Source organism: Marinobacterium mangrovicola, assembly GCF_004339595.1.
GTDB lineage: Bacteria > Pseudomonadota > Gammaproteobacteria > Pseudomonadales > Balneatricaceae > Marinobacterium_D > Marinobacterium_D mangrovicola.
In genome coordinates this window covers 157,803-181,339 of the sequence record NZ_SMFU01000011.1, presented here as the reverse complement: position 1 = coordinate 181,339, position 23,537 = coordinate 157,803, and the positions used below count along the sequence as shown (strand labels likewise).

Annotated in this window: 22 protein-coding genes; 12 read left to right on the top strand and 10 right to left on the bottom strand. The window is 57.3% G+C overall.

The window, feature by feature from the left end:
* Positions 1-60 precede the first annotated feature (60 nt).
* A complete protein-coding gene (locus CLV83_RS17870; protein ID WP_132295708.1) occupies positions 61-1,152 on the bottom strand; it encodes an aromatic ring-hydroxylating oxygenase subunit alpha in 1,092 nt (363 codons plus the stop codon).
* Between the two features lie 624 nt (positions 1,153-1,776).
* Here CLV83_RS17870 and CLV83_RS17865 point away from each other — a divergent pair.
* A complete protein-coding gene (locus CLV83_RS17865; protein WP_132295705.1) occupies positions 1,777-2,271 on the top strand; it encodes a MarR family winged helix-turn-helix transcriptional regulator in 495 nt (164 codons plus the stop codon).
* Between the two features lie 98 nt (positions 2,272-2,369).
* On the opposite strand, the gene CLV83_RS17860 is transcribed toward CLV83_RS17865, so the two are convergent.
* The 5 genes from CLV83_RS17860 to CLV83_RS17840 form a co-directional block, all read right to left on the bottom strand.
* Positions 2,370-3,629: a TRAP transporter large permease gene (locus CLV83_RS17860; RefSeq protein ID WP_132295702.1), complete on the bottom strand. Its 1,260-nt coding sequence runs from the start codon at positions 3,627-3,629 to the stop codon at positions 2,370-2,372.
* Positions 3,626-4,174: a TRAP transporter small permease gene (locus tag CLV83_RS17855; protein WP_132295699.1), complete on the bottom strand. Its 549-nt coding sequence runs from the start codon at positions 4,172-4,174 to the stop codon at positions 3,626-3,628. Before CLV83_RS17855 ends, CLV83_RS17860 begins: the two co-directional genes overlap by 4 nt.
* A 52-nt stretch (positions 4,175-4,226) precedes the next feature.
* Positions 4,227-5,207: a TRAP transporter substrate-binding protein gene (locus CLV83_RS17850; protein WP_165900344.1), complete on the bottom strand. Its 981-nt coding sequence runs from the start codon at positions 5,205-5,207 to the stop codon at positions 4,227-4,229.
* 456 nt (positions 5,208-5,663) lie between these two features.
* Positions 5,664-6,716, bottom strand: coding sequence for an NAD(P)-dependent alcohol dehydrogenase (locus CLV83_RS17845; protein ID WP_132295696.1), 1,053 nt, complete (start codon positions 6,714-6,716; stop codon positions 5,664-5,666).
* 228 nt (positions 6,717-6,944) lie between these two features.
* A complete protein-coding gene (locus CLV83_RS17840; protein ID WP_132295693.1) occupies positions 6,945-7,514 on the bottom strand; it encodes an MSMEG_1061 family FMN-dependent PPOX-type flavoprotein in 570 nt (189 codons plus the stop codon).
* An 80-nt stretch (positions 7,515-7,594) separates the two neighbouring features.
* Here CLV83_RS17840 and CLV83_RS17835 point away from each other — a divergent pair, with 80 nt between their 5' ends.
* The 5 genes from CLV83_RS17835 to CLV83_RS17815 all read left to right on the top strand — a co-directional run bounded on the left by CLV83_RS17835 (position 7,595) and on the right by CLV83_RS17815 (position 13,785).
* Positions 7,595-8,596 carry an iron-siderophore ABC transporter substrate-binding protein gene (locus tag CLV83_RS17835; RefSeq protein WP_132295690.1) on the top strand — a complete coding sequence of 334 codons (1,002 nt, stop codon included), beginning with the start codon at positions 7,595-7,597 and terminating at the stop codon, positions 8,594-8,596.
* On the top strand, positions 8,593-9,627 hold the full coding sequence (locus CLV83_RS17830) for a FecCD family ABC transporter permease (protein WP_132295687.1): 1,035 nt from the start codon (positions 8,593-8,595) through the stop codon (positions 9,625-9,627). Before CLV83_RS17835 ends, CLV83_RS17830 begins: the two co-directional genes overlap by 4 nt.
* Positions 9,624-10,667: a FecCD family ABC transporter permease gene (locus CLV83_RS17825; RefSeq protein WP_132295684.1), complete on the top strand. Its 1,044-nt coding sequence runs from the start codon at positions 9,624-9,626 to the stop codon at positions 10,665-10,667. Before CLV83_RS17830 ends, CLV83_RS17825 begins: the two co-directional genes overlap by 4 nt.
* Complete coding sequence (locus CLV83_RS17820) at positions 10,664-11,473, top strand: ABC transporter ATP-binding protein (RefSeq protein WP_132295681.1); 810 nt, start codon at positions 10,664-10,666, stop codon at positions 11,471-11,473. Before CLV83_RS17825 ends, CLV83_RS17820 begins: the two co-directional genes overlap by 4 nt.
* A gap of 266 nt (positions 11,474-11,739) precedes the next feature.
* The gene (locus tag CLV83_RS17815) at positions 11,740-13,785 is read left to right on the top strand and encodes a TonB-dependent receptor (RefSeq protein ID WP_424399131.1); all 2,046 of its coding nucleotides are present in this window, start codon (positions 11,740-11,742) and stop codon (positions 13,783-13,785) included.
* 82 nt (positions 13,786-13,867) lie between these two features.
* On the opposite strand, the gene CLV83_RS17810 is transcribed toward CLV83_RS17815, so the two are convergent.
* The gene (locus CLV83_RS17810) at positions 13,868-14,305 is read right to left on the bottom strand and encodes a PACE efflux transporter (RefSeq protein ID WP_132295678.1); all 438 of its coding nucleotides are present in this window, start codon (positions 14,303-14,305) and stop codon (positions 13,868-13,870) included.
* 383 nt (positions 14,306-14,688) lie between these two features.
* On the opposite strand from CLV83_RS17810, the gene CLV83_RS17805 reads away from it, so the two are divergent.
* The 5 genes from CLV83_RS17805 to CLV83_RS17785 all read left to right on the top strand — a co-directional run bounded on the left by CLV83_RS17805 (position 14,689) and on the right by CLV83_RS17785 (position 18,173).
* Positions 14,689-15,420: an AzlC family ABC transporter permease gene (locus CLV83_RS17805; protein ID WP_132295675.1), complete on the top strand. Its 732-nt coding sequence runs from the start codon at positions 14,689-14,691 to the stop codon at positions 15,418-15,420.
* The gene (locus CLV83_RS17800) at positions 15,413-15,736 is read left to right on the top strand and encodes an AzlD domain-containing protein (RefSeq protein ID WP_132295672.1); all 324 of its coding nucleotides are present in this window, start codon (positions 15,413-15,415) and stop codon (positions 15,734-15,736) included. Before CLV83_RS17805 ends, CLV83_RS17800 begins: the two co-directional genes overlap by 8 nt.
* 128 nt (positions 15,737-15,864) lie before the next feature.
* Complete coding sequence (locus CLV83_RS17795; protein ID WP_132295669.1) at positions 15,865-16,107, top strand: Trp family transcriptional regulator; 243 nt, start codon at positions 15,865-15,867, stop codon at positions 16,105-16,107.
* A gap of 18 nt (positions 16,108-16,125) precedes the next feature.
* Positions 16,126-17,514 (top strand): anthranilate synthase component I family protein, encoded by a 1,389-nt coding sequence (locus CLV83_RS17790; RefSeq protein ID WP_132295666.1) that lies wholly within the window; start codon positions 16,126-16,128, stop codon positions 17,512-17,514.
* Positions 17,511-18,173 (top strand): anthranilate synthase component II, encoded by a 663-nt coding sequence (locus tag CLV83_RS17785; RefSeq protein ID WP_132295663.1) that lies wholly within the window; start codon positions 17,511-17,513, stop codon positions 18,171-18,173. The genes CLV83_RS17790 and CLV83_RS17785 overlap by 4 nt, the downstream gene beginning before the upstream one ends.
* A gap of 137 nt (positions 18,174-18,310) precedes the next feature.
* Here CLV83_RS17785 and CLV83_RS17780 read toward each other — a convergent pair whose 3' ends face one another.
* Entirely contained in the window at positions 18,311-19,591 is a 1,281-nt protein-coding gene (locus tag CLV83_RS17780) for a sensor domain-containing diguanylate cyclase (protein ID WP_132295660.1), read from the bottom strand.
* A gap of 112 nt (positions 19,592-19,703) precedes the next feature.
* Positions 19,704-22,283: an EAL domain-containing protein gene (locus CLV83_RS17775; RefSeq protein ID WP_132295657.1), complete on the bottom strand. Its 2,580-nt coding sequence runs from the start codon at positions 22,281-22,283 to the stop codon at positions 19,704-19,706.
* Between the two features lie 167 nt (positions 22,284-22,450).
* Here CLV83_RS17775 and CLV83_RS17770 point away from each other — a divergent pair, with 167 nt between their 5' ends.
* Complete coding sequence (locus CLV83_RS17770; protein ID WP_132295654.1) at positions 22,451-22,855, top strand: NifB/NifX family molybdenum-iron cluster-binding protein; 405 nt, start codon at positions 22,451-22,453, stop codon at positions 22,853-22,855.
* Here the strand turns inward: CLV83_RS17770 and CLV83_RS17765 are convergent.
* A complete protein-coding gene (locus CLV83_RS17765; RefSeq protein ID WP_132295651.1) occupies positions 22,852-23,535 on the bottom strand; it encodes a GntR family transcriptional regulator in 684 nt (227 codons plus the stop codon). The two genes, CLV83_RS17770 and CLV83_RS17765, sit on opposite strands and share 4 nt — an antisense overlap.
* Positions 23,536-23,537: the final 2 nt, after the last annotated feature.

The following is a 23,537-nucleotide window of genomic DNA, read 5'->3' as shown; positions in this document are numbered from 1 at the left end:
ACTTTTCTTTTCTGTGCAACGTTTCCTTACCGCGCAACTTTCTTAGCTGCGCTAAGTTATTTACTGCGCTGCGTGGCTGTCGCCCGCGCACATCCGCTTGATGATACGACGCGCCCGGTTCGGCCCCACATCCACATGGATATCGACCATCGGCCGGTCCGCAAAGCGCTTCATGTTCTGGTACTGAGCCTCGATCACGACCTTATCCTCTTCAAAGGTCATCTCACTCTGCTCGGTAACGATTTTGTTTATCTCGTCTTTATTGGTTGCAGGGTTTGAGGCCACGGTCCAGAAGTAGTGGCTGCTCTCCGCCGTTTCCGGGGTGATCGCATGGAAACCGCGCATATGGAAACCGCCGCGGTCGGGCGAGTCCAGTGACTCAGTATTGGCGTTGACCGCACCGGTCCAGATCCGCAGATGCGACGGATGGAATTCGATCTCCTGCCAACGATCCACCTTATCCTCGAAGGGGTAAGCCATGGTGTAGGTCGGCGGCGGCGTTGAGTTGCGCATATGGCGCACTACACGGACAGTGTCGCCCTCGCCTTCCACCTTCATCTCGGCGCCCATATGTACCTTCGCATTGCCGCCGATGGTGCGCAGATGCACATAGCCCAGATGACTGAGATCCAGCAGGTTGTCGTGAATCAGCTGGTATGGCGCCTCGTAGTAGAAAACGCCGCCATCAAACACATAGCGTTCGTCCGTGTGTACTTCGTAGCGCGGCGGTTCACAGCTGGGTTTCGAGTTTTCTTCAGAACCGAACCAGATCCAGACCAGCGAGTCCTGCTCCTTCACTGAGTAAGCGGATACAAACGCTTTGCGGGGTACCCTGTCCTGCCCCGGTACTTCCAGACACTTGCCTTCGCCATCGAACAGCAGACCGTGGTAACCGCAGCGAATACCGGACTCTTCGACCGTACCATATGAAAGCGGCAGGTCGCGGTGACAGCAGCGGTTCTCCAGAGCTGCGACCTGACCATCGGGGGTGCGGAACAGCACCACGGATTGATTCAGCAGGGTGCGGCCAATGGGCTTGTCCGTCAGCTCTTTGCTGAGCGCCGCGACATACCACATATCGAGCGGAAATTCGGGTTTGGATGCGTTTTGTTGTTGGGCAAGGGTTGCAGGATCGGCCAGGCTAACGTTCATGATTGGACCTCTTATTTTTTGCTGGGTCTGTTTTTGAGATAGACGCTCAGACGCGCCATGCGGACAAACCGCAAGCCGAGAGCAAAGGTCTCGCTCCGATCGGGCTAGTGTCGGTCCGGTAAGATTTAATGGATAAAGCAGAACGGGGATATCGCCCCATCACCCCCGCACGAGCGCGGCTATGGGTACTGAACTCTCGATGGGTACTGAACTCTGGGAAAGAGGGAGTGATCCTCTCATACCCTAACGAGTGATGAGCGGGACTTTGAGCTTTAAGGACAGCTGTTCTGGCTACCGCCCTGGATAAAGGATGGCGGATAACAGGATCTAACATCGTTCAGCCTTTTGTTTTTTTAGTTGGCATGGAGCGAACTATAGAGCCGATATCGTTGATATGTCAACGATATCGGCATAACAATGTTACCACCGTTTAATTAAATCAATAATTTCAACACCTTATTAATAAAACCAACATATCCAAGCAGTTTTACCACATGCACCAATCGGCGATTGAACAAACAGGACAGGAGCTTTGGCCGGGTCTCACTCGCTTTCTTTGCCCGACTGATGGCAGTAGCATGCCCTGCTAACCCATTCACTATCCAAGCAAAACACCGGACGGTCATGACAACAAAAAGCTCCGTCACAGAGCGCAACAGCCTAAACCTGGATCGCTACGTTCCAGCGCTTGTCACCGCTCTCGCCAACAAGCTCGGCGCCGGCGCCTCCAGCTGTTATCGCAAGCACTTTGGTGTGGGTGTGGTGGACTGGCGCATCCTGGCGATGCTGGCCGTGGAATCCGATATATCCGCCAACCGCATCTGCGAAGTCACCGCTCTCGACAAGGCAGCCACCAGCCGCGCGCTCAAGCAGCTTGAGGAAAATGGCGATGTGGAATTCAGCAAAGATAAGCAGGACGCCAGGCGGATCCTGATCCGGCTGACCCCCAAGGGCAAGGCGTTGCACGACCAGGTTCTTAAAGTCGCCCTGCGCCGCGAAGCGCTGCTACTGGCGGATTTTTCCGATGAGGAGCTGGATATCTTTATCGACCTGCTACATCGGATGAAAGCACGGCTGGATGTGGTTAATGGCTATGATCCGGCTAGCGAAGGGGGCTAGCGAGGAAAAGCCGCGAAAACTCACCCTCGCCACAGACCGCGCAAAGCTCAGATACGAGATACCTGGCTCTACCCGGCCGTGACTTTGATCAGCCCAAATCAGATCAAGGCGAGCACCAGCTCAGGCATCGCTGCGAGCAATACCAGCGTCGCCAGCGTGGCGAGCAGGAACGGCAGCAGAGAGCGGAAAATACGCATCGGTGCGATACCCGTCATAGATGAGCCGATAAACAAACCGGCCCCCACTGGCGGCGTTAATAGCCCCATCACCAGCGTCAAACACACCACGACACCAAACTGGTAAGGCGAAATGCCGAACTGGTCCTGGGCGATCGGCAGCAGGATCGGCACAACCAGAATCAGCGCGGCGATCCCGTCGATCACCATGCCGACAAGGATCAGTACACCAATCACCATCAGCATGAAGACGAAGGGATCCGAGGTCTGCTCAGCGATCCACGCCGCCGCAGCCTGGGGAATCTGCTCGTACACCACCACCCAACCAAACACGCCAGCGGCGGAGATCAGCATGATCACCATACCGGCGTTCAAGGCCGTGCGACGCAGGATCTCCGGCAGCTGGGAGAATTTAAGATCTTTGTAGATATATTTTCCGATCAGCAGCGCAGCCAGTGACGCCAGCGCAGCAGACTCGGTGGGTGTCGCCAATCCGGTCAGTATGCCGCCGATAATCACCAGCGGAATCGACGCGGCCGGCAGTCCCATCAGCAGGTATTCGCGGCGCTGGGCTTTGTCCGGCCAGTCGCCTTTAGGATACTGCTGCACCAGGCCCACCAGGGCAATTACGACAAAGAACAGAAACGACATGAGCAGCCCCGGCAAAATACCGGCGATAAACATCTCTGCGATGGGAATCTGCGCCAGAACGCCAAACAGAACGAACAGCATCGAGGGAGGAATAATTGGTGACAACAGACCGCCCGCCGAGGTAATGGCCGCGGCATAGGATCCTGAGTAACCCTCTTTTTCCATCGCCGGTACCATGGCGCGGGACATAATAGCGATTTGCGACGCCGCCGACCCCATGATGGCCGCCATCATCATGTTGGCTACCAGATTGATGTAGGCCAGGCCGCCACGGAAGCCCCCCACAAGAATACGCGCAAGATTGATCAGGCGACTGGTCAGCCCTCCCTCATTCATTAACTCACCAGCCAACATGAACAGCGGAATAGCCAGCAGGCCATAGCTCTCGATGGCGCCGAACAGCTGCTGAGGATAAGAGTCGAACAGCACCGAATTGCTTGAGGTGCCGATATACCAGAGCGCCGTCAGCGCCAGCACCAGCGCGATAGGCACACTCAGAAACAGCAGAATAAAAAACACCGCGAAGGTCATGACACAGCCCCCTTCACAAAGGCCGCACTTTTAAAGCTGCCGAGCAGGTTATTCAGGGCGTGAAGGGTCAGTGATAGGGAGAAAAACGGCAGGATGAGCCAGGGCCAGATCTTTTTAACCCCCAGGGTGTTGGTCTTTTCGGAGTATACAAAGTTAAATGTATCGCCCTGAAAAGCCTTGATATCAAAGCCAACGCCTGCAAACGTGACTGGATCAAGCCAGCGCCAGCAGAGCACCAGCAGGGCAAGCGCAAAGGTCAGAATCATCAGGTCACAGAGCAACTGAATCCAGGCGCGGGTTCCTGTGCCGAGCAGATCAACCAGCAAGGTTACAGCAACGACCTGGCGCCGCTTAAGTGCCACAGAGGTTGCCAAAAAGGTGGTCCAGACCATGGCGTAGATCGCCAGTTCATCCACCCAGTAGATCGCCATTCCCAATGAGCGGCTGCCGATATTCAATAGAATCAGCAGGGTGACAGCGGCTGCCATCAGCGCCGCCAGACCCATCTCGAGCCGCACCAGGCGATCAGAAATAAATCCTAACATCATACTTCCTCGCCCTGCAGACCGGTGGTCCGCAGGGTACTGACTCAGAGGATCAGCTGCCTTTGATCTCGGCAGCGGCTTTTCTCAGGCTGGGCAGGGACTTGGCCTTTTCAGACCAGATAGTTTCCCACTCGGCGATCGCATCGGCGAAGTCTTCCTTGGTCGCTTCGTGGATGGTGATATCCAGGCCGCGCAGCTCCATCTCCTGCTCTTTCTCCAGCGCCTGGAAGTGATCAATCACTGCATCCAGCTGGGTGCGCATGCTGGTCTGCAGCAGCTCACGGTCTTCCGCACTCAGATCTTTCCAGATGCGGCCAGACACCACCCCCACCATCGGGAACATCATATGGTTGGAGATCAGCATCTTGTCAGAGCGTTCGTAGAACTTGAAAATCAGGATCGAATCGAAATCCATATCGATAGCATCGATCTGGCCGTTGGCCAGGGCGTCATAAACGGCCGGCAGCGGCATCGGGGTCGGCGCGGCGCCGGTTGCCATGTAAAAATCGCGGATCGGTTCGAACGGCGTGATGCGCAGCTTTTTACCTTCCAGATCGGCCGGGCTTTCCAGCTGGTCGCGGCTCATCACCTGACGAAGACCGGCCATGCCGTAACCCACACCAACCAGGCCCGCTTCTGCCGGCAGTTGGTCCAGCAGGTCGGTGGCGGCTTCCGACTTCAGCAGTGCTGCCGCCTGATCGATATTGTCGACCAGGTAAGGCGCATAAAGAGCACCAAAATCAGGCACCCGGTTTGAGATCTCGGCAACGGTCAGAAAAGCCATGTCCAACGCACCGGTCTGCAGCTGCTGCACCATCTGCGCTTCATTACCCAGCTGTTGAGATGGGAACACTGCGATGCTGTGCTCGCCACCGGACTTCTGTTGCACATCTTCGGCAAAGGCTTCCGCAGCCTGAGTCCAGCGATGCGGCGGCGGCGTGATCAAGCCAAGACGAAAATCCCGTGCCTGTGCCGGTATCGCCATCATCAGAGCGAGGCCACCTGCCATCACAGAAGTCATAAGAGGTTTCATCGGCATGTCTAACTCCATTTTTCTTTAGTTGTAATTGTCATCGGGTCATCCGAGAAAAAGCGGTATTCGATCTACTTCCTGGCCAGGGTCTGGCGAGTCGGCCACGAACAACCAGGGTTCAAATAATCCCGGCAGCTGTCTAATCAGCGCTGAACACTACCTAAGGAGCAATAATCGCACCACTGTGTTTTTATATTTTTATTAACAATGAATCCAGAACGATGTTGATTTTCGAAGGAAAAGCTCTGCGCGCTGTATAAGGGGGCAGCGGTTCTCTCGTTGCGCGAAGAGATATCGAGTCATGAGAGCGACCGGCCATGAGATAGTGAGACGGATGGGAGAAGGAAGGCGGGCATAAAAGGCTTTACAAGCCCAAACGAAAAACACCCCGCAAGGCGGGGTGTTATAACGCTGTAGAAGCTGGCCAGGATCACGGCCAGCTCTGAGAGACGAGAATCAGGCGTCGTCAGCCATCTCGGTCATTTTCATCACGTAACGGTGGGCAATATCACCCTTTTCCATCACTTCAAACGCTTCGTTGATCTGCTCCGGGCGGATGATTTCACAGATCGGGTGGATGTTGTGCTCGGCACAGAAATCTAGCACTTCCTGGGTCTGTTTCACGCCACCGATCAGGGAACCGGCAACACGACGACGCCCCATAATCATCGGTACCGTCATGAACTCTTTCATCGGACCGACCTGCCCGACGATGACAAGGGTAGCGTCCACATCGAGCAGCGGTGTGTAAAGCGTGACATCGTGCTCAACCGGCACCGTATCAATGATCAGATCAAATGAAGAAGCCGCTGCGTTCATGGCGTCTTCATCGGTAGAAGCCAGAATACCCTTGGCACCGATCTTTTTCGCTTCTTCCTCTTTCTGCTTGGAGCGGCTCAGCACGGTGACTTCTGCGCCCATAGCAGCGGCCAGCTGAACGGCCATGTGACCCAGGCCACCCAGACCGATGACACCCACACGGCTGCCTTCGCCGATGTTCCAGGTACGCAGCGGAGAGAAGGTGGTGATGCCGGCACAGAGAATCGGCGCTGCGCGAGACAGGTCCAGCGCTTCAGGGATGCTCAGCACGAACTCTTCGCGCACAACAATGTGCTTGGAGTAACCGCCCTGGGTGATCTCACCGGAGATGCGGTCCGGCGCACCGTAGGTCGGTGTCATGCCGTGACGGCAGAACTGCTCTTCGCCGTGGTGACACTGATCGCACTCCTGGCAGCTGTCGACCATGCAACCCACACCGACCTGATCGCCAACCTTGTAGTTGCTGACTTTTGGACCTACCTCGATAACACGACCTACAATTTCATGGCCCGGTACGATCGGTGACGGCTGGGGACCCCAGTCGCCGTTCACGGTGTGCAGATCGGAGTGGCACACACCGCTGTAGAGAATTTCAATGGCTACATCATTTGCCCGCAAGGCACGACGCTCGAAGTGGTAAGGCACCATTTCGGTATCTGCTGAATACGACGCATAACCAACCGTTTTCATGGAAACTCCTTGCTCTCTGGCTTTTACAACACATTTGAACAACAACAAAAACGGCACGACATCCTCGTGCCAAGAAGCGCCCATTGTAAAAAACCAGAGCTACGAAGCCCCTACCCGATCCTGCCTATTCCTTGCCTGATTCTTCAAACCAGCCAGATCCTCGACTCAATTCCCGACTACAAGTCTGCCTATTCCTCTTAAACAGGAAATATCCAGGTCGCAGCCGAATTACTCGCCGGGTTTATGGATAGCGATCTGATCCTGAACAATCTCGCCCAGATTGGGCAGAAACGAGCGGTCGACCCGGTATTCGCTCTCCCACAACTTGCCAACCCAAAGCGCCTTAGGGCAATGAAAGAACACGCTTTCAACGGCGACCTTGATCACCACTTTGGGCAGCTTCCCACCCTCGGCACACCGCTCAAGCAGATCCGCGTCGGTATGGATACTGGCTTTGCCTTTGACGCGGATGATCTCGTTAATACCGTTGACCATAAACAGCAGGCCAACACCGGGGTTCTCGAGAATATTCTTCAGGCCGTCGACTCGGTTATTGCCTGCCGTGTCTGGGATCAGGATCGTCTTATCATCGAGCACTTTGATAAAGCCTGGCTCGCCACCCTTGGGAGATACATCGACATTGCTCTGGCTATCGATGCTGGAGAGCAGCGCAAAGGGGCTGTGCTCGATGAAGGTGATGGTGTGAACATCCAGCGCCGGCATCACTTTTTTCTGCACGATCTCCATCGGCTCTGGATATAGCTCCCTCAATTGCTCAAGGGATGTTATCTGCGTCATGATATTGCTTCTCATTGGTATTACGTATTCTATTCACTGTACACTGTCGCTATTTCTAATCAAAGTTTGATCCTCCCGATATGCGTAAAAATCTGCGAATTATCGTCACGACGCTTGTCTGCATCGCGATCCTGCCCTTCTCCGCCGCTGCGCGCTCAGATGGGCCAAAGCAGTGGTTTCCGATCACCATCAATCACGCCTTCGGCACCACCACCATTGAGGCGAAACCTGAACGCGTCGCCACCGTGGCCTGGGCCAATCACGAGGTGCCCCTGGCACTGGGTGTGGTGCCGGTAGGCTTTGCCGCAGCGGGATTTGGTGACGATGATGGCGATGGGCTGCTGCCCTGGGTGAGCGCCCGCCTGAAGGAGCTCGGTGCACCGGTACCGGCCCTCTTCGATGAGGGGGACGGCATCGACTTTGAAGCGGTCGCCGCGACCCAACCCGATGTCATTCTGGCCGGCTACTCTGGCCTCAGTCAGGCTGACTACGACACGCTGAGCATGATCGCGCCGGTTGTCGCCTATCCGGAAGCCCCCTGGTCCACCAGCTGGCGTGAGCTGATCCGCACGAACAGCGCGGGGCTTGGCATGGCCGCCGAGGGGGAAGCTCTTATCGGACAGATCGAAGCAGAGATCGCAACAAGCGTCGCCCGCTACCCGGAGCTGGAAGATAAAACGGCGATGTTTATCACCCATCTGGATCCTACCAACCTGAGCACCCTGCACTTCTATTCCGGCAACGATGCACGGGTCAGCTTTTTCGAAGACCTGGGCCTGCATTCACCGCAGAGCGTGATCGACGCAACCCAGAAGGGTCAGTTCTCCGGCGAGGTCAGTATCGAAAAGATCGACAGCTTCGATGATGTCGATATCTTCGTCACCTACGGCGGCGAGCAGCTGCTTGGGCCCCTCAAGTCCAACCCGCTGACTTCCAGAATGCGCGCCATCGCCAAGGATGCCGTGGTGATGCTCGGCAACGGTCCTAGTGCCACCGGCGCCAACCCGACGCCGCTTTCCATCCCCTGGGTGCTGGATGACTACGTCGATACCCTGGCGGCGGCCGCTCGCAAATCAGAATGACCCCATCCACAGCCTCCACTTCGACAGCTATAGGCGCGCACGGGGCACTGAAGCCGCTCAGTCTGCTTTGCCTGCTGACTCTGTTGGCCGCGCTCTGTTTTCTGTCCGTCGCGATCGGTACCCGTGAGGTTAGCTGGGAAGAGATCTTCGCTGCGCTGAACGGCCAGGTGAACACGGTGGGTGAAGCGGCCGTGGCAATGCGGATTCCGCGCACACTGCTGGCGGTCATCGCCGGAGCCGCACTGGGCCTGGCCGGCGCGATCATGCAGGGCGTGACGCGTAACCCGCTGGCGGACCCGGGTATTCTCGGGGTCAATCTTGGCGCGACACTCGCCGTGGTGATTGGCTTGGCCTGGTTTGGCATGAGCCTGGCGTCAGCCTATGTCTGGACGGCCATTATCGGTGCCGGCGTCACCGCGGTCTTCGTGTACCTGATCGGTTCGCTGGGCCGCGGCGGCGCCACCCCGCTGAAACTGGCCCTGGCAGGGGCCGCCACGTCGATTGCCCTCTCCAGCTTTACCCTGGCCTTGGTTTTGCCGCGCAACGATATCGCCGGTGGCGTGCGCTCCTGGCAGATCGGCGGTGTGGGCGGCGCTACTTTCGATACGCTTAACTTGGTACTGCCTTTTCTGCTGGCCGGCTTTGCCATCAGCCTGCTGTCAGCTCGCAAGCTGAACACCCTGGCGCTCGGCGATGAGCTGGCCGCTGGGCTCGGCGAGAAGGTTGCACTGGCGCGGGCAACGGCAGGCATTGGCGCGATTCTGCTGTGCGGGGCAACCACAGCGGCCTGTGGCCCCATAGGTTTTGTTGGGCTGTTGGTGCCGCATCTATGCCGCCTGCTCGTCGGCGTGGATCACCGCTGGCTGCTGCCCTTTTCCGCCGTTTGCGGCGCCAGCCTGCTGCTGCTCGCCGATGTGGCTGGACGAATCCTTGCCCGCCCCAGCGAAATTGAGGTTGGCGTCGTCACCGCCTTTATCGGCGCGCCGTTTTTTATCTGGATCGTTAGACGCCAGCGGGTGCGCGACCTATGACCGCTCATATGGACAACAGCCTGATGAAGGTACGCCGCGGCCGACTGAAACGCGCGCGCAGCTGGCGAGCACTACTGGCAATCTTCGTCTTTATCCTTGCGGCGGGCTTTGCTCTGACGCTGATGCTCGGTCAGTCGTTTACACCGTTGCAGGAGGTGCTGCGCGTACTTCTGGGTGAAAACGTGCCCGGCGCCAGCTTTACCGTGGGCCAGCTGCGCCTGCCCCGCGCACTGCTGTGCATACTGGCCGGTTGCTGCTTTGGCTTGGGCGGTGTGGCTTTTCAGATCATGCTGCGTAACCCGCTGGCCAGCCCCGATATAATCGGCGTCAGTGGCGGTGCCAGCGCTGCTGCGGTATTCGCCATCGTCGTCCTGCAGATGGACGGCGTGGCGGTATCGATATTTTCGGTCTTTGTCGGGCTTGGTGTTGCACTGCTGGTCTATGGCTTCTCTTACCGCAACGGCGTTGCCGGTACCCGGCTGATCCTTATCGGCATCGGCGTCTCGGCGATGATCGAGAGCTTTATCGCCTATATTCTTGCGCGCGCACCCTCCTGGGATCTTCAGGAGGCGATGCGCTGGCTCACCGGCAGCGTCAATTCCGCCCAGCTGAGCCAGGCACTGCCGGTGCTTATCGCGCTGCTGGTGTTCGGCGGTATTCTGCTCTGCCGTGCCCGGGACCTGGAAGCTCTGCGCCTCGGGGACGACACCGCTGCCGCCCTGGGAGTGAGGGTTGGTGTGACGCGCATCACCGTGATCGTCTGCGCCGTCGGCATGATCGCCGTCGCTACCGCAGTCACCGGGCCCATCGCCTTTGTCGCTTTTCTCTCCGGCCCCATCGCTGCGCGGATTATCGGGTCGAATGGCTCACTGCTGATTCCATCTGCACTGGTCGGTGCCTGCCTGGTGCTCGTAGGCGACTATATCGGCCAATTCTTATTACCGAGCCGCTACCCTGTAGGCGTTGTCACCGGCGCACTCGGCGCACCTTACCTGATCTATCTGATTGTTCGCGTTAACCGCAACGGAGGCTCTCTATGACTGCCGCGCACTCCCTGGTTGTTGAAGATCTGTCGGCTGGTTACGGCGAGCGTACCATCCTTGATGACCTTGACCTCAGCTTCGCGGCGGGCCGGATCACATCGATCGTCGGCGCCAACGGCTGTGGCAAATCCACCCTGCTACGCACCCTGGCCCGTCTACTCGCCCCTTCCGCCGGACAGGTTCTGCTGGATGGCAAATCGGTGCACCGCAGCCCTACACGGGTACTGGCTCGCACCCTGGGCCTGCTGCCCCAGTCACCGGTGGCGCCGGAGGGGATTACCGTGGCGGACCTGGTCAGCCGAGGCCGGCATCCTCATCACGGCCTGATCTCCCGCTGGAACAGCCATGACGACGCTGCGATCGCCAAGGCGCTGGAGGTCACCCAGACCACCGACCTGGCCGACCGGGAGGTCGACGCCCTGTCCGGCGGACAGCGCCAACGGGTCTGGATCGCCATGGCGCTGGCTCAGGAGACAGACATCCTGCTGCTGGACGAACCCACCACCTTTCTCGATGTCAGCCACCAGGTCGAGGTACTGGACCTCCTCACCGACCTCAACCATCAACGCGGCATCACCGTGGTTATGGTGCTGCATGATCTCAACCTGGCGGCGCGCTATTCAGACCAGCTGGTGGCCATGACCGGTGGCAAGCTTTATGCCCATGGCGAACCGAACAGCATTCTCAATGAAGAGATGATCCAGTCCGTATTTGGCCTGCGCAGCCAGGTAATCCCCGACCCGATTTCCAGCAAGCCGATGATGCTGCCGATCGGTCGTCACCGTCTCGCCTCCGAACGCTAGAGCGACCTTTAAGCGTCGATACCTGGATCTTCGGGTAACTACTCCGGGTTTATAAAACATGCGTCACAAATGATTTAACAATAATCTACATGATTATAATTCTCATTATTGACACTAAGCTTCGCGTTCCTCAAAATGTGCGTGAATGTAGCCATCGAGCGACTGTTCAACTTTTCTTGTAAACGCGAAGGATGCAACGAATGACCGATCACAAAACCACCCTGGGATATTGCACTCCCAGGTTCCAGCGCAGCGCGGCAACGCTGATGTTCTGTGCCCCTCTGGCCATCACTCCCATGACCGTAAACGCCGAGGAAGCAGACAACGCAGAAGCCTTTCGTCTCGCACCCGTGATCGTTAACACCCAGGCCGCCGCCGATGATGACGCCAACTCCATCGTTGCTCGCGAACTCTGGGTCGGAGGCAAGGTCGCCACCAGCGTCCTCGATACCCCAGCCTCGGTGTCTGTTATCACCGAAAAAGAGATCAACCAGCGCGAAGCCGACACCACCGAGGAGGTTCTGCAGTACACCCCCGGTGTAGTCACCGACTATTACGGCACCGATGACCGCAACGACTATTTCCTGATCCGCGGATTCCAGGCAACCACCTACCGCGACGGCCTGACCCTGGGGTCCATGCGCGGCGTGCGCGAAGAGGCCTACGCTTTCGAACGCGTTGAAGTGCTGCGCGGCGCCAACTCTACCCTGTTTGGTCCTGCGGACCCGGGCGGCTCGGTCAACTTTGTCAGCAAGCGTCCAAAATTTGAACAGTTTGGCAGCGGCTACCTGACTTACGGCGCATTCGATCATGTGGAAGCAGGCCTCGATGTAGGCGACATGATCAACGACGAGCTCGCCTTCCGCATCACCGGCAAGATCAAGGACAGCGAGCGGGAATACGATCACTCCCAGGATGACAACCAGTTCTTCATGGCAGGCCTGACCTGGGAGCCAAGCGCGTTCACCACCGCCAATCTGATCGTCGATTACCTGAAACGTGACAGCAGCCCGAACAGCGGCGGCTACCCGCTGGACAAAGAGTACAGCCGCGATGACTTTTTCGGTGAGCCGGGCCACAACAACCACGAGGTTGAGCGCAGCAGCATCACCGGCCAGCTGACCCACGACTTCAACAACGGCCTGGTGCTGCGCGGCAACCTGCGCTACAGCGACCTGACCGATGACTTTGGTTACGTCTATATCTCCGACAACGCCAACCGCACCGGCAACGTCGTCAACCGTGATTACTTCGGTACCGACAGCGAAGCTCAAGAGCTGATCGGCAACGCCATCCTGCAATACGATGCCCGGTTCGACAACGTCGACAGCAGCACCCTGGTCGGTGTTGAATACCGCGACGCCTCCACCGAAAGCAGCTCGATCTACACCGCAGTAGGCCCGATCGATGTGACCGACCCGCAATACAGCGGCGTTCCGAGCGGCTTGCTGCCTTACACCGGGAACGATCAGGATTTCAAAACCAAGTCCGTGTTCCTGCAGCAGAACCTGTCGTTTGTCGATCGCTTTATCGTTACCGCCGGCGTGCGTCAGGATTCACTGGACCTATCCAGCACCGACCTCAGCGGCGTGACCGAGTCTGATGATTTCTCCGAGACTTCCGTCCGCGGCGCCCTGACCTACAAACTCACCGACGAGGTTTCCACCTACGTCAGCTTTGTTGAGTCCATCGCACCGCCATCCATCGGCGTCAAAGCCGAGCGCGGCGACCAGGTTGAGCTGGGAGTCAAATATGCACCAGCCAACACCAACGCCATCTTCTCTGCGGCGATCTACGACCTGAACAAAGACGATGTCACCATCGCCGTGGTTCAGGACAACGGCACTATCGAGCGTGAAACCATCGGTGAGTCCCGTGTTCGCGGTCTCGATCTGGAAGCCAAGGTCGACCTGACCGACAACCTGAGCCTGACCGGCGGCTACTCCTACATGGATACCGAGGTGGTTGAAGGCACACTGCGCAGCGGTGCTTCCATCAAAGACAACGAATTCACGTCGGCACCGACCCACTCGGCCTCTCTGTGGACCCACTACACCCTGCCGAAACAGGGCATGAGCTTCGGCCTGGGCGCGCGCTACACCGGCTCCTACTACTTCGATGCAGCCAACACCGCGAAGAGCGAATCGGCCACCCTGTTCGACTCCTCCTTCAGCTACCGCATCCACAAGGATACCGACCTGAAGATCAACGTCCGCAACCTGTTCGACGAGCAACACGTGGTAGGCTCCGGCACCGCCAACTACTACAACCCTGGGCGCGAAATCACCGCGACGGTTAACTACCGCTGGTAACAGCGGGTTCAGGAAAACAAAAAGAGCGGCCTCGGCCGCTCTTTTTCGTTGCTGGGCAGATCAGATCCACCCTGTCTTTAAATCAGTTTGTGGAGGGCTCAGCCTTCCATTCCGGCAGCGGGAACAGCTTGTCATAAAGCCAGTTAAAGCCGAACGCGTAGGCCATGTAGAACAGTGCAAACGACAGGTCCATCACAAACGCGGTCCACAGAGAAACACCCAGGTACCAGGCGATAAACGGCATCAGCACCAACAGCAGGCCAAGCTCAAACAGCACCACATGGGCGATCCGCATACGCGCAGACTTCTGCGTGGTACCGGTGAAGCGTTTCAGGCCGATATCGAAAAAGTAGTTGTAGGCAAAGTTCCAGCCCGTTGCCAGTGTGGCGCTAACGACACCCACCACACCAATATCGTGCATCGGCATCTGGAAGATCTGAGCCCCCAACGGGACGATAAGCAGTAGAGCAATGAGTTCAAAACTGATGGCGTGACGAAGACGATCAAGCGGGGAGCGCATGACGACAACCTCTACAAAGCGCCGGGTCGTCCCGGCCATTTAACCGATTGGGGAGGTCGTCCTCCGCGACGGATCATCACATTTGTTGAAGGTTAGTTCAAGTTATTCACGACGGCATAGCCGGCCCAAAAAAAGTCACTCCATAGCCATTCACTGCACGCAACAATCATCGGTTTATCGCTCTAGCTTGGCTGTTATAGCCAAGCCATCATGCTTAACGCCAGCGCAACCGCGAATCTCTCGAGGCAACACCTTGCTCGCACGAATAGCTTCTTCGTGAAAGATAAAGTCGATCACGGCAAGTTCAGAAAATACGCTAGACTCTCGCCTTTCCCGCAGCCCCCAGGCACTTAGCGGCCCACTCCCATACACGAGAGACCCACATGAAACACCCGAAGAATCAGGAAGCCTTCCTGGCCGGCGCCAAGGCGTTGCTGCCATTGATAGCGGGCGTCCTTCCCTTTGGCCTCGTAACCGGAATAACCGCGACCAAACAGGGGTTCTCAACGCTGGAAACCCTCGGCATGACGCTGCTTTTCTTCGCAGGTTCGGCTCAGCTGGTTGCTCTGCAACTTCTCCGTGATGGCGTGCTCCCGCTAATCATTCTGCTTACCGTGCTGGTAATTAACCTGCGTTTCATGATGTACAGCGCCTCTATCGCGCCACACATCCACTCCCTGCCGAAACCTCTTAAGTGGGTGCTCTCCTACATGCTTTCGGATCAGGCCTATGCACTCAGCATCGTCAAGTTCACCTCGACACCATCCACCAGTCATCTGCCTTACTTCTTTGCAGGTGCTGCTCTTACCATGTGGCTGTCCTGGAATGTCTCTGTGCTGCTCGGTGTCATGCTGGGTACCGGCATTCCGGAAAGCTGGTCTCTGGACTTTGCCATCCCGCTCGCCTTTCTGGCCATCCTGGTTCCGGCGATAAAGACCTCGCCCAACCTGGCCGCTGCGGCCGTTGGCGGACTGGTAGCCGTCCTCGGCATCGATGCTCCCTATAACCTGGGGATGTTGCTGGCTGCGGTCTCCGGAATCAGTGCTGGTTTGGCGGTAGAAAGCTGGCAACGTCACCAGCTAGCCAAATCTAAAAGCGGAGGTACCTATGAGTGATCTCGCACTCTGGAGCCTGTTCGTGGCGGTCGGCATCGGCACCTTTGCTCTGCGTTTTAGCTTTATAGGCCTGCATGGTCGTTTGCATATACCGCCTCTGCTCAAACGCGCCCTGGCTTATGTGCCTGCCAGTGTGCTGGCCGCTCTGGTCGTGCCTGCCGTCACCCTGACCGGGCCGGATAAAAGCTTTGCCTTCGATAACCTGCAGATACCGGCAGCAATCATCGCCGCGCTGGTAGCCTGGAAAAGTCGCAATACCCTGCTGACACTACTGGCTGGCATGGGGTCGCTCTGGTTACTGCAGGCGATTTTCTAGAACCATTGGCTTCTGAGCAAAGGCGGAGGTTCAGCGCCCCCAGCGACCAATAAAGTTAAGCACCGGACTGGACGGCTTCTCTAGCCGCGGTTACACTCGCCTCAAAGAACGTAATAGCATACTAGTACATGAATACACCCTACATAGAAGAACTGCTCGACCACCTGCTGGAACAGCGGGATCGGGCCAGCCTGGAGCAGGCTTTGGAAGAGCTGCTGACCCCTTCGGAGTTGACCGAGGTGTGCAAGCGGCTGCAGATTCTGCGCCTGCTCGATGAGGGTGTGCCCCAGCGCGAGATCGCTCGCCGGCTGGGGGTCGGTATCGCTACCGTGACCCGCGGGTCACGCGCCCGAAAATCGGAAACCTCCTGAACGGAACTGTCCAGTTTTATGAATAAGCCCGCCAGAATCGAACTGCCGCGCAAGCCTCACTATGTCACGCTAACCGCGGACACTGACTTCTTCGGCCTGTTCAAGAAGATCGAAAAGCGCTTCGACAACTGCTTTATGCTCGAATCGCTGGGCGAGGAGAGTTTTATCTCCCGCTACTCCATTATCGGTTTCGATCCGGAACAGGTGCTTTACGCCACCGAAGGCGCGCTGCACATCCAGCAGCGCGATGGCAGCACCGAGACCTGGCCCAGCGAGAATCCCTACTACCTGCTGCGCGAAATCGTGCCGCAGAACATCATCTCGCGTAAGTATGCGGGCGGCCTCACCGGCTATATCGGTTATGACTGCATGAACTACTTCGAGCCGACACTGAAGCTACAACACAGTGAGATGTTCGATGTGTTCCGCTTCGGTGTGTTCAAGGACGGTTTGATTCTCGACAAGATGACCGGTGAGGTTATCTACTTCTATTACACCGACAGCCGCATGGAGCTGATCGAATCGATCCTGGCTGAGCCTGCCGTGGAAAACGGTGACCTGAGTATCACGCCCATGGGTGAGACCATGAGCCAGGAGGAGCACGCCAGTGCGGTGATGAAGGTGAAGCAGGACATCATCGACGGCAAGATCTTCCAGTGTGAGGTGGGCTTCAAGAAGCGCTTCAAGCTGGAGGGCGACACCATCGCCATCTATGAGCAGCTGCGCGAGGTGAATCCCTCACCACAGATGTACTACGTGAAGTTTGGCGATCAGAAGCTGATTGGCGCCAGCCCGGAGCTGCTGTTCCGCCTGCGCCAGGGCGAGATGGAAACCTTCCCGCTGGCCGGTACCACCAAGCGTGGCAAGGATGAAGTGGAAGACACCCAGTACGCCCGCGCCCTGCTGAATGATCCGAAAGAGATCGCCGAGCACAATATGATCGTCGACCTGCACCGTAACGATATCGGTCGCGTGGCGCGCTTCGGTACCGTGAAAGTGCGTAGCCTGATGGATATCAAGCGGTTCAGCCATGTGCAGCACATCTCCAGCGAGATTGTCGGCATCATCGCCGAAACTGAGGATATGTTTTCAGCACTGGCGAGCAATTTCCCGGCCGGCACACTCACCGGCGCACCCAAGATCGAGGCAATGAAGATCATCGACGATCTGGAATCGGACGGCCGCGGCCCCTACGGCGGCGCGGTGGGTCACTTCTCCTTCAACGGTGATTGCACCTTCGCAATTCCGATCCGTACGGTATTTGCCAACGGTGAGGAAGCCTACGTGCAGACCTGTGGCGGCAACGTCTACGACTCCAACCCGGCCGATGAATATGAAGAGATCAACCGCAAGTTCGCCGGCACCAAGAAAGTTCTGGATACCTTTATGAAGGAGGCCACGGAATGAAGGTCTACATCATTGATAACTACGACTCCTTCACCTACAACCTTTACCAGTTTATTGGCGAGATCCTCTCCAGCGCCAAACTGACTGGCGAAATCAACGACTTCGATATCGTCGTCAAGCGCAACGACCAGGTCAGCCTGGAACAGATCAAAGCCGCAAAACCGGATCGATTGATCATCTCGCCGGGACCTGGTTCACCCGATGATCCCGAGTACTTCGGCGTCTGCGCCGATGTAATCAGTGAACTGGGACCGAAGGTTCCGCTGCTGGGTGTCTGCCTCGGTATGCAGGGCATAGTGCATGTGTTCGGTGGCAAGGTGGTGAAGGCGCCGCTGCCGATGCACGGCAAGATCAGCCCGATCAGCCACAACGGCCAGGGCGTGTTCGCCAACACTCCGGATCAACTCGAGATCATGCGCTACCACTCCTTGATTGCAGAATCGGAATCTCTGCCGGAGTGCCTGGAGGTAACCGCGGTGGTCGGTGATCTGACGGAGCCGGAGTTCTCTGATCTGGAGCGTGTTCATCAGGGCGGTGCGTTCGAGATTATGGGCGTGCGCCATCGTGAGCATCCGATCCAGGGCATTCAGTTCCACCCCGAATCCTTCGCCACAGAGGGCGGCAAAGAGCTGATCTCCAACTTCCTGTTTCAGCAGTAAACACAAACCCGCCTGTGCCGCAGGCGGGTTAAAGAAGCGATACATCCGTGTTAATGAGTGGACCGACCCGGGGTTATCGCAACCCCGGTTGAGCATCGAGAAGGGATATCACTGAAACTGATATACACAGCGCCGGGCTAAGCGACTTGGTTTCGACCGGCCTGCTTGGCTTTATACATCCCCTGATCCGCCTTGCTCACCAGCTCACGTATGGAAAGACCATCCTCGGGGTAACCTGCGAGCCCGGCACTACAGGTGATAAACAGCAGCTCCCCACCGCTGGTCAGGAACGGTCGCGCGGCCACCTCACCGATCAGCCGCTTCATCATCCCCCTGCCCTCTTCCGCGGTGACGCCTGGGCAGAGCAGTAGAAACTCCTCACCACCCCAGCGAAACAAATTATCCGTAGCGCGCAGATGAGACTTAAGGGTGCCCGCAAAATGCTGGATCGCCAAATCACCATCAAGGTGACCGTAGGTATCGTTTAACTGCTTGAACCTGTCCAGATCCAGCATCGCCACCTGCAGTGGCTCGGCACTCGTCTGGCAGCTTCGCAGGTAGCGCTCGAACAGCTCGTAACCAGCCCGGCGATTATAAAGACCGGTCAGTTCATCAACCTTTGAGCGCTGCAGCAACTCCGCGGCATGAAGCTCAGACTCGGTGATATCCAGCATAAGCCCCACCATACGCAGCGGCTCGCCATTTTCATCCCGCTTGGCAATCAGGCCGCGGTCATGTATCCAAAGGAAGTCACCGTTGCGGGTACGCAGCCGGTACTTCACTTCGTAGCGGGAGCTCTCGCCGCTAAGGTGCCCCTCTAAGGATTCCATCACCCGTTGCATATCATCCGGGTGGATCGCATCGCTCCAGGTTTCCACGGTCGGATTTTCGATCTCGTGAGGACCGTAGCCCATGATTCGGAACCACTGCGGGCTCAAAAACAGGGAGCTGTCTTCCAGGTTCCAGTCCCACAGCCCATCGCTGGATTCATTCAGGAACAGCGTACGCAGATGTTCATTTTCCAGCAGGTAATCACGGTGCCGTTCAAAGCCAGACAGATCCCTGACTACCGATACAACGATGTTCCGTCCCTCGTATCGAATGCAGTCACTCACTACTTCAACCGGGAAATCGCTACCATCCTTACGTCGATGCCGGCCCATAAAGGTGTGAGAACCGCTGCGCTGGATCGCGGCGGAAATTTCCTGCCACTGCTCCAGCCCGAGGACATCTTTGTTTAAGGTCAGCGCACTTTGGCTGACCACCTCCTCTCGTGTCATGCCCAGGGCATCACAGCCTGCAACATTGGCATCGAGAATATCGGAGGTATGTGGGTCCATCAGATACACCGCATCACTGATATGGTGGTACATCTGATAGAAAAACTCTGGCGGCAATCCTTGCTCGTCTTTGTCCATAAAGCCCAAACCCTTCAAACCAGGGGTAATTCAGATTAAATGCTAGCACGGCGCCCTCTTCGCCACCCTGCCTACGGCCACTTTCCATATCTCCGATCAAAAAGCAGCCAAGTTATGACAAGTTAGTCACAAAAGCCTCAAGATCAACCGGTGCCATTGGGCGGCCAAGCAGGTACCCCTGAAACTGCTGACAGCCATAGCCCAGCAGCGCCTCACGCTGTTCCTGGGTCTCCACACCTTCGGCAATCACCGACAGATCCAGACTCTCTCCCAGGGCGACCACCGTGCGGACGATGGCAGCGTCGTTAGGATCCGTCAGCAGATCCTGGACAAAACCCTGGTCTATTTTCAGCTGATTCAGCGGTAAACGCTTCAGGTAGGTCAGCGAGGAGTAGCCTGTACCGAAATCATCCAGCGAGAAACGCACGCCCTTTTCGCAAAGTTGCGCCATCTTCTCGATGGTTTGTTCGACGTTTCGGACCAGCAGGGACTCTGTCAGTTCCAGTTCAAGTAGTGCGGGATTAGTGCCGGTCTGCTCCAGTGCTTCAATAACCTCCGCCACAAAGGCTTTTTCATGCAGCTGGTGAGCACTGATATTCACCGATACACGTATGCCGGACAGCTGCGGATGACTCGACCAGCGCACCAGCTGCTGACAGGCTTCATTCAGTATCCAGTGTCCCAGTGGACGAATCAGGCCGGTGCTTTCGGCCACAGGGATAAACTCACCAGGGGAGACCCTCTCCCCCGAGGCCGTTGTCCAGCGCACCAGCGCTTCCAGCCCGACAAGCCGATGCTGAGCGTCGAACTGCGGCTGGTAATGTAGCTCGAACTCACCATTTTCCAGACCATGGCGGATGCCGGCTTCGAGCTTCGCGCGGGAATGCAGTTCCGCCTGCATCGCCGGGTCGTAAAAACAGGTTTTATTGCGCCCATCCAGTTTGGCCTGGTACATCGCCAGCTCGGCCCACTTGATCAGGTCTCCCGGGTGCTGGCTGGCCCCATTGAACAGCGCCGCACCAATACTCGCGGTGGGCTCAAAGCTATGATCGTCGTAATTGAACGGCACCTTGATCAGCTTGCGCAGATCGCCAGCCAGATGCTCCACCTGTGCCGCAGCGCTCTCTGCATCGCTATCCAGACCTTCAACGACCAGAACAAACTCATCACCACCGAAACGGGCCAGGGTGTCATCCTCCCGGACCCTCAACTGCATGCGGTCGGCAACCTGCACCAGTAGCCGGTCACCGGCTTTATGGCCGAGAATATCGTTCAGGTCACGGAAGTTATCCAGGTCGATAAACAGAACGGCGCCGCGGGACTCGCTCTGTTCCATCTTCTCGGCAGCCTCCTCCAGCCGCTCGGTCAACAAACGCTGATTGGGCAGCCCGGTGAGTGAATCGTAAAACGCCAAGCGATGGATCCGCTGCTCGCTTTTCAGCTGCTCGGTAATGTCCGTAGATACGCCGACCAGCCCTGTAATCACACCATCTTCATCCCGCAACGGCTGCTTAACGGTAAGAAAGGTGCGGGGGTCGGTGCTGTCCCTGCGCGTGCCGATCTCCTCTTCCATGATCCGTTCACCGGTTTTAATTACCCGCTGGTCGGTCTCGCGCAGACCAACCACCGTCTCATCGGTGAACAGGTCCTCATCACGTTTACCGAGAATCTCGGCTTTTTCCATGCCTAGAAACTCGATCATGCGCTGATTGACATAGTTGTAGCGGAAATCTGTGCCCTTCACGTAGATCAGGGAGTCCACGTTACTCAGCAGCACACTCAGGTAGTTCTCGCTCGCCTTCAGGCTGCCGGTTTTCTCCGCGACCTGACGCCTTAGCAAAGCCACGAAACCGATCGCCAGCACCAGTGCGGCCACCAATCCACCCAAAGCCCAAAGCAGAAAAGTCGGCGCCACTCTCACCTTTTCAGCGGACCAACGGCTCAGCGCCTGGTAGTAGGGTGAATCCGGTTTTTCCTTCCACTCGGTAAGCCAATAGTCGATCCGCTCTCTAAGATCCTCGCCCTGGTTCAGGGGCGTGGCATAAAACAGATCCACCGGCTGAAACACCATGGCGGTGGGCTCCAGCCCGAAGTTAGCGGCTTTGTAATCGCCGAATAACTGGTTCGCGACTGCCAAATCAGCTTCACCCGCCCGCACTGCCGCGAACGCAGCCTCCACGCTTGCCACCTCGACAAAGCGCGCATCAACCTCAAAGCCGGCAGTCAGATTGCTGAGGTAAGCCTGCTGTACCGAGTCAGCCAGCACCGCGATACTGCGCCCCTGAAGATCCATCGGCGAACTGACCTCTTCGCCTGCACGGGTATAAACCTGAGACCAGGCCAGCATCGCCGGCACCTGATGATAGGAGAAAAGACGGGTACGTTCGGGCGTAAAGGCCACATCGGGCAACAGATCGATATCGCCATCACTCAACAGATGCAGGCAATCGTCCCAGTTACAGGGTACGGCGGTGAGCTGCCAATCCTCACGCTCGGCAATCGCTTGTAGCAGGTCACCGAATATCCCACTGGGCTCTTCAGACTGGCTGTCAGACTGCATGTGAATTTTGGGTGGGTTTTCATAAACACCCACGCGAACGATCTGCTTTGCGAAAACAGCCTGAGGCGCGCCGGTAAGCCCGGCAAGCGCCAATGAAAATATAAAGTGAGGGAGCCTCGATGTCCGGCGCATGCAGCGATTCCTTAGGGCATCCTTATCCTACTGACTAGCTAAAGAATAACACTTGTGTGGCGAGCTGCTGACTTTGTGTTGATCACAACTTTGCTCGGCATCAACGACGTTTTTCACAACTTCGCTAGACTGGAGGTTTAAGGACGAGCTTGACCAGGAGGGAACAGATGGAATCTAAGCTTGTGGCTATAGCAACAGACGACAGCGGACAGGTCGCCCCTCACGCGGGACGGGCGTTACTCTGGCATGTTTATGAGGTCACCGAGGGTGACTCCCATCCGGAACTCGCCTGGGAGATACGCCTGACCGAAACCGGCTGCCTGCATGAATGGCACGTCAGTGACAACCCCGAGCGGCATCCACTGCACGCGGTGGATGTAGCCATCGCGGGGTCAGCCGGAGATGGCGTCATCCGCCGTCTGGCAGAGCGAGGCACCGAGCTGATTACCGCCGCGGAGATCGCGCCGCTGATGGCGTTGACCGACTATCTCGATGGCACTCTGGCGCCGGGAGTACCCCATGAGGAGCAGCACTGCCTCAATCCCCAGCAGCGTGCGGAAAGAATGGCCTAAGACTCGCTGAGTGCAGCCTGGAGATCCACCTCACCGGGGCGCTCATCCAGCAGCAGGTAACGTTGAATCGTGGCCATATGCTCATCCATCAGGTACTGGGCCTGACCCCTGTCACCGGCAAGAATGGCATCGACCAACGCCTGATGCTCCTCAATGGAACACTGCACATTGGGCGTTTCCTGATACAGCGCGATAATCAACGAGGTGCGGGTAATCAGCCCCGCCAGCAGTTCATCGAGCACTTCATTGCCAGCAACCTGCGCCAGCACCCGGTGAAAATTACCCGACTCACGGATCATCTCCTGGCGCTCGCCACGCTTGATGGCGCCATCCTCTTTTTCCAGCTGTTTCAGCAGGCGGTTGCGATTCTTCGCCGTCAGATTGGCGATCGCCAGCTCGACGATTGAGCGCTCGATAATACCGCGGGCGGCAAACACATCCTTGGCCTCCTTAATCGTCGGCTGGGCGACGCAGGCGCCACGGTTCGGCACGATGGTGACCACCTTGTATTCCGAGGCCAGTTTCTGCAACGCGGCGCGGACATGGTTACGGTTGGCGCCCAGCACTTCCACCAGTTTGGCTTCGGTCAGCCGCGCGCCGGGCGGTAAACGATGCTCGGATATGGCATCCGCCAGGCGCTCTACTATCCGTTTGATTTCAACCTGGGCCCGGGTCCCCATAA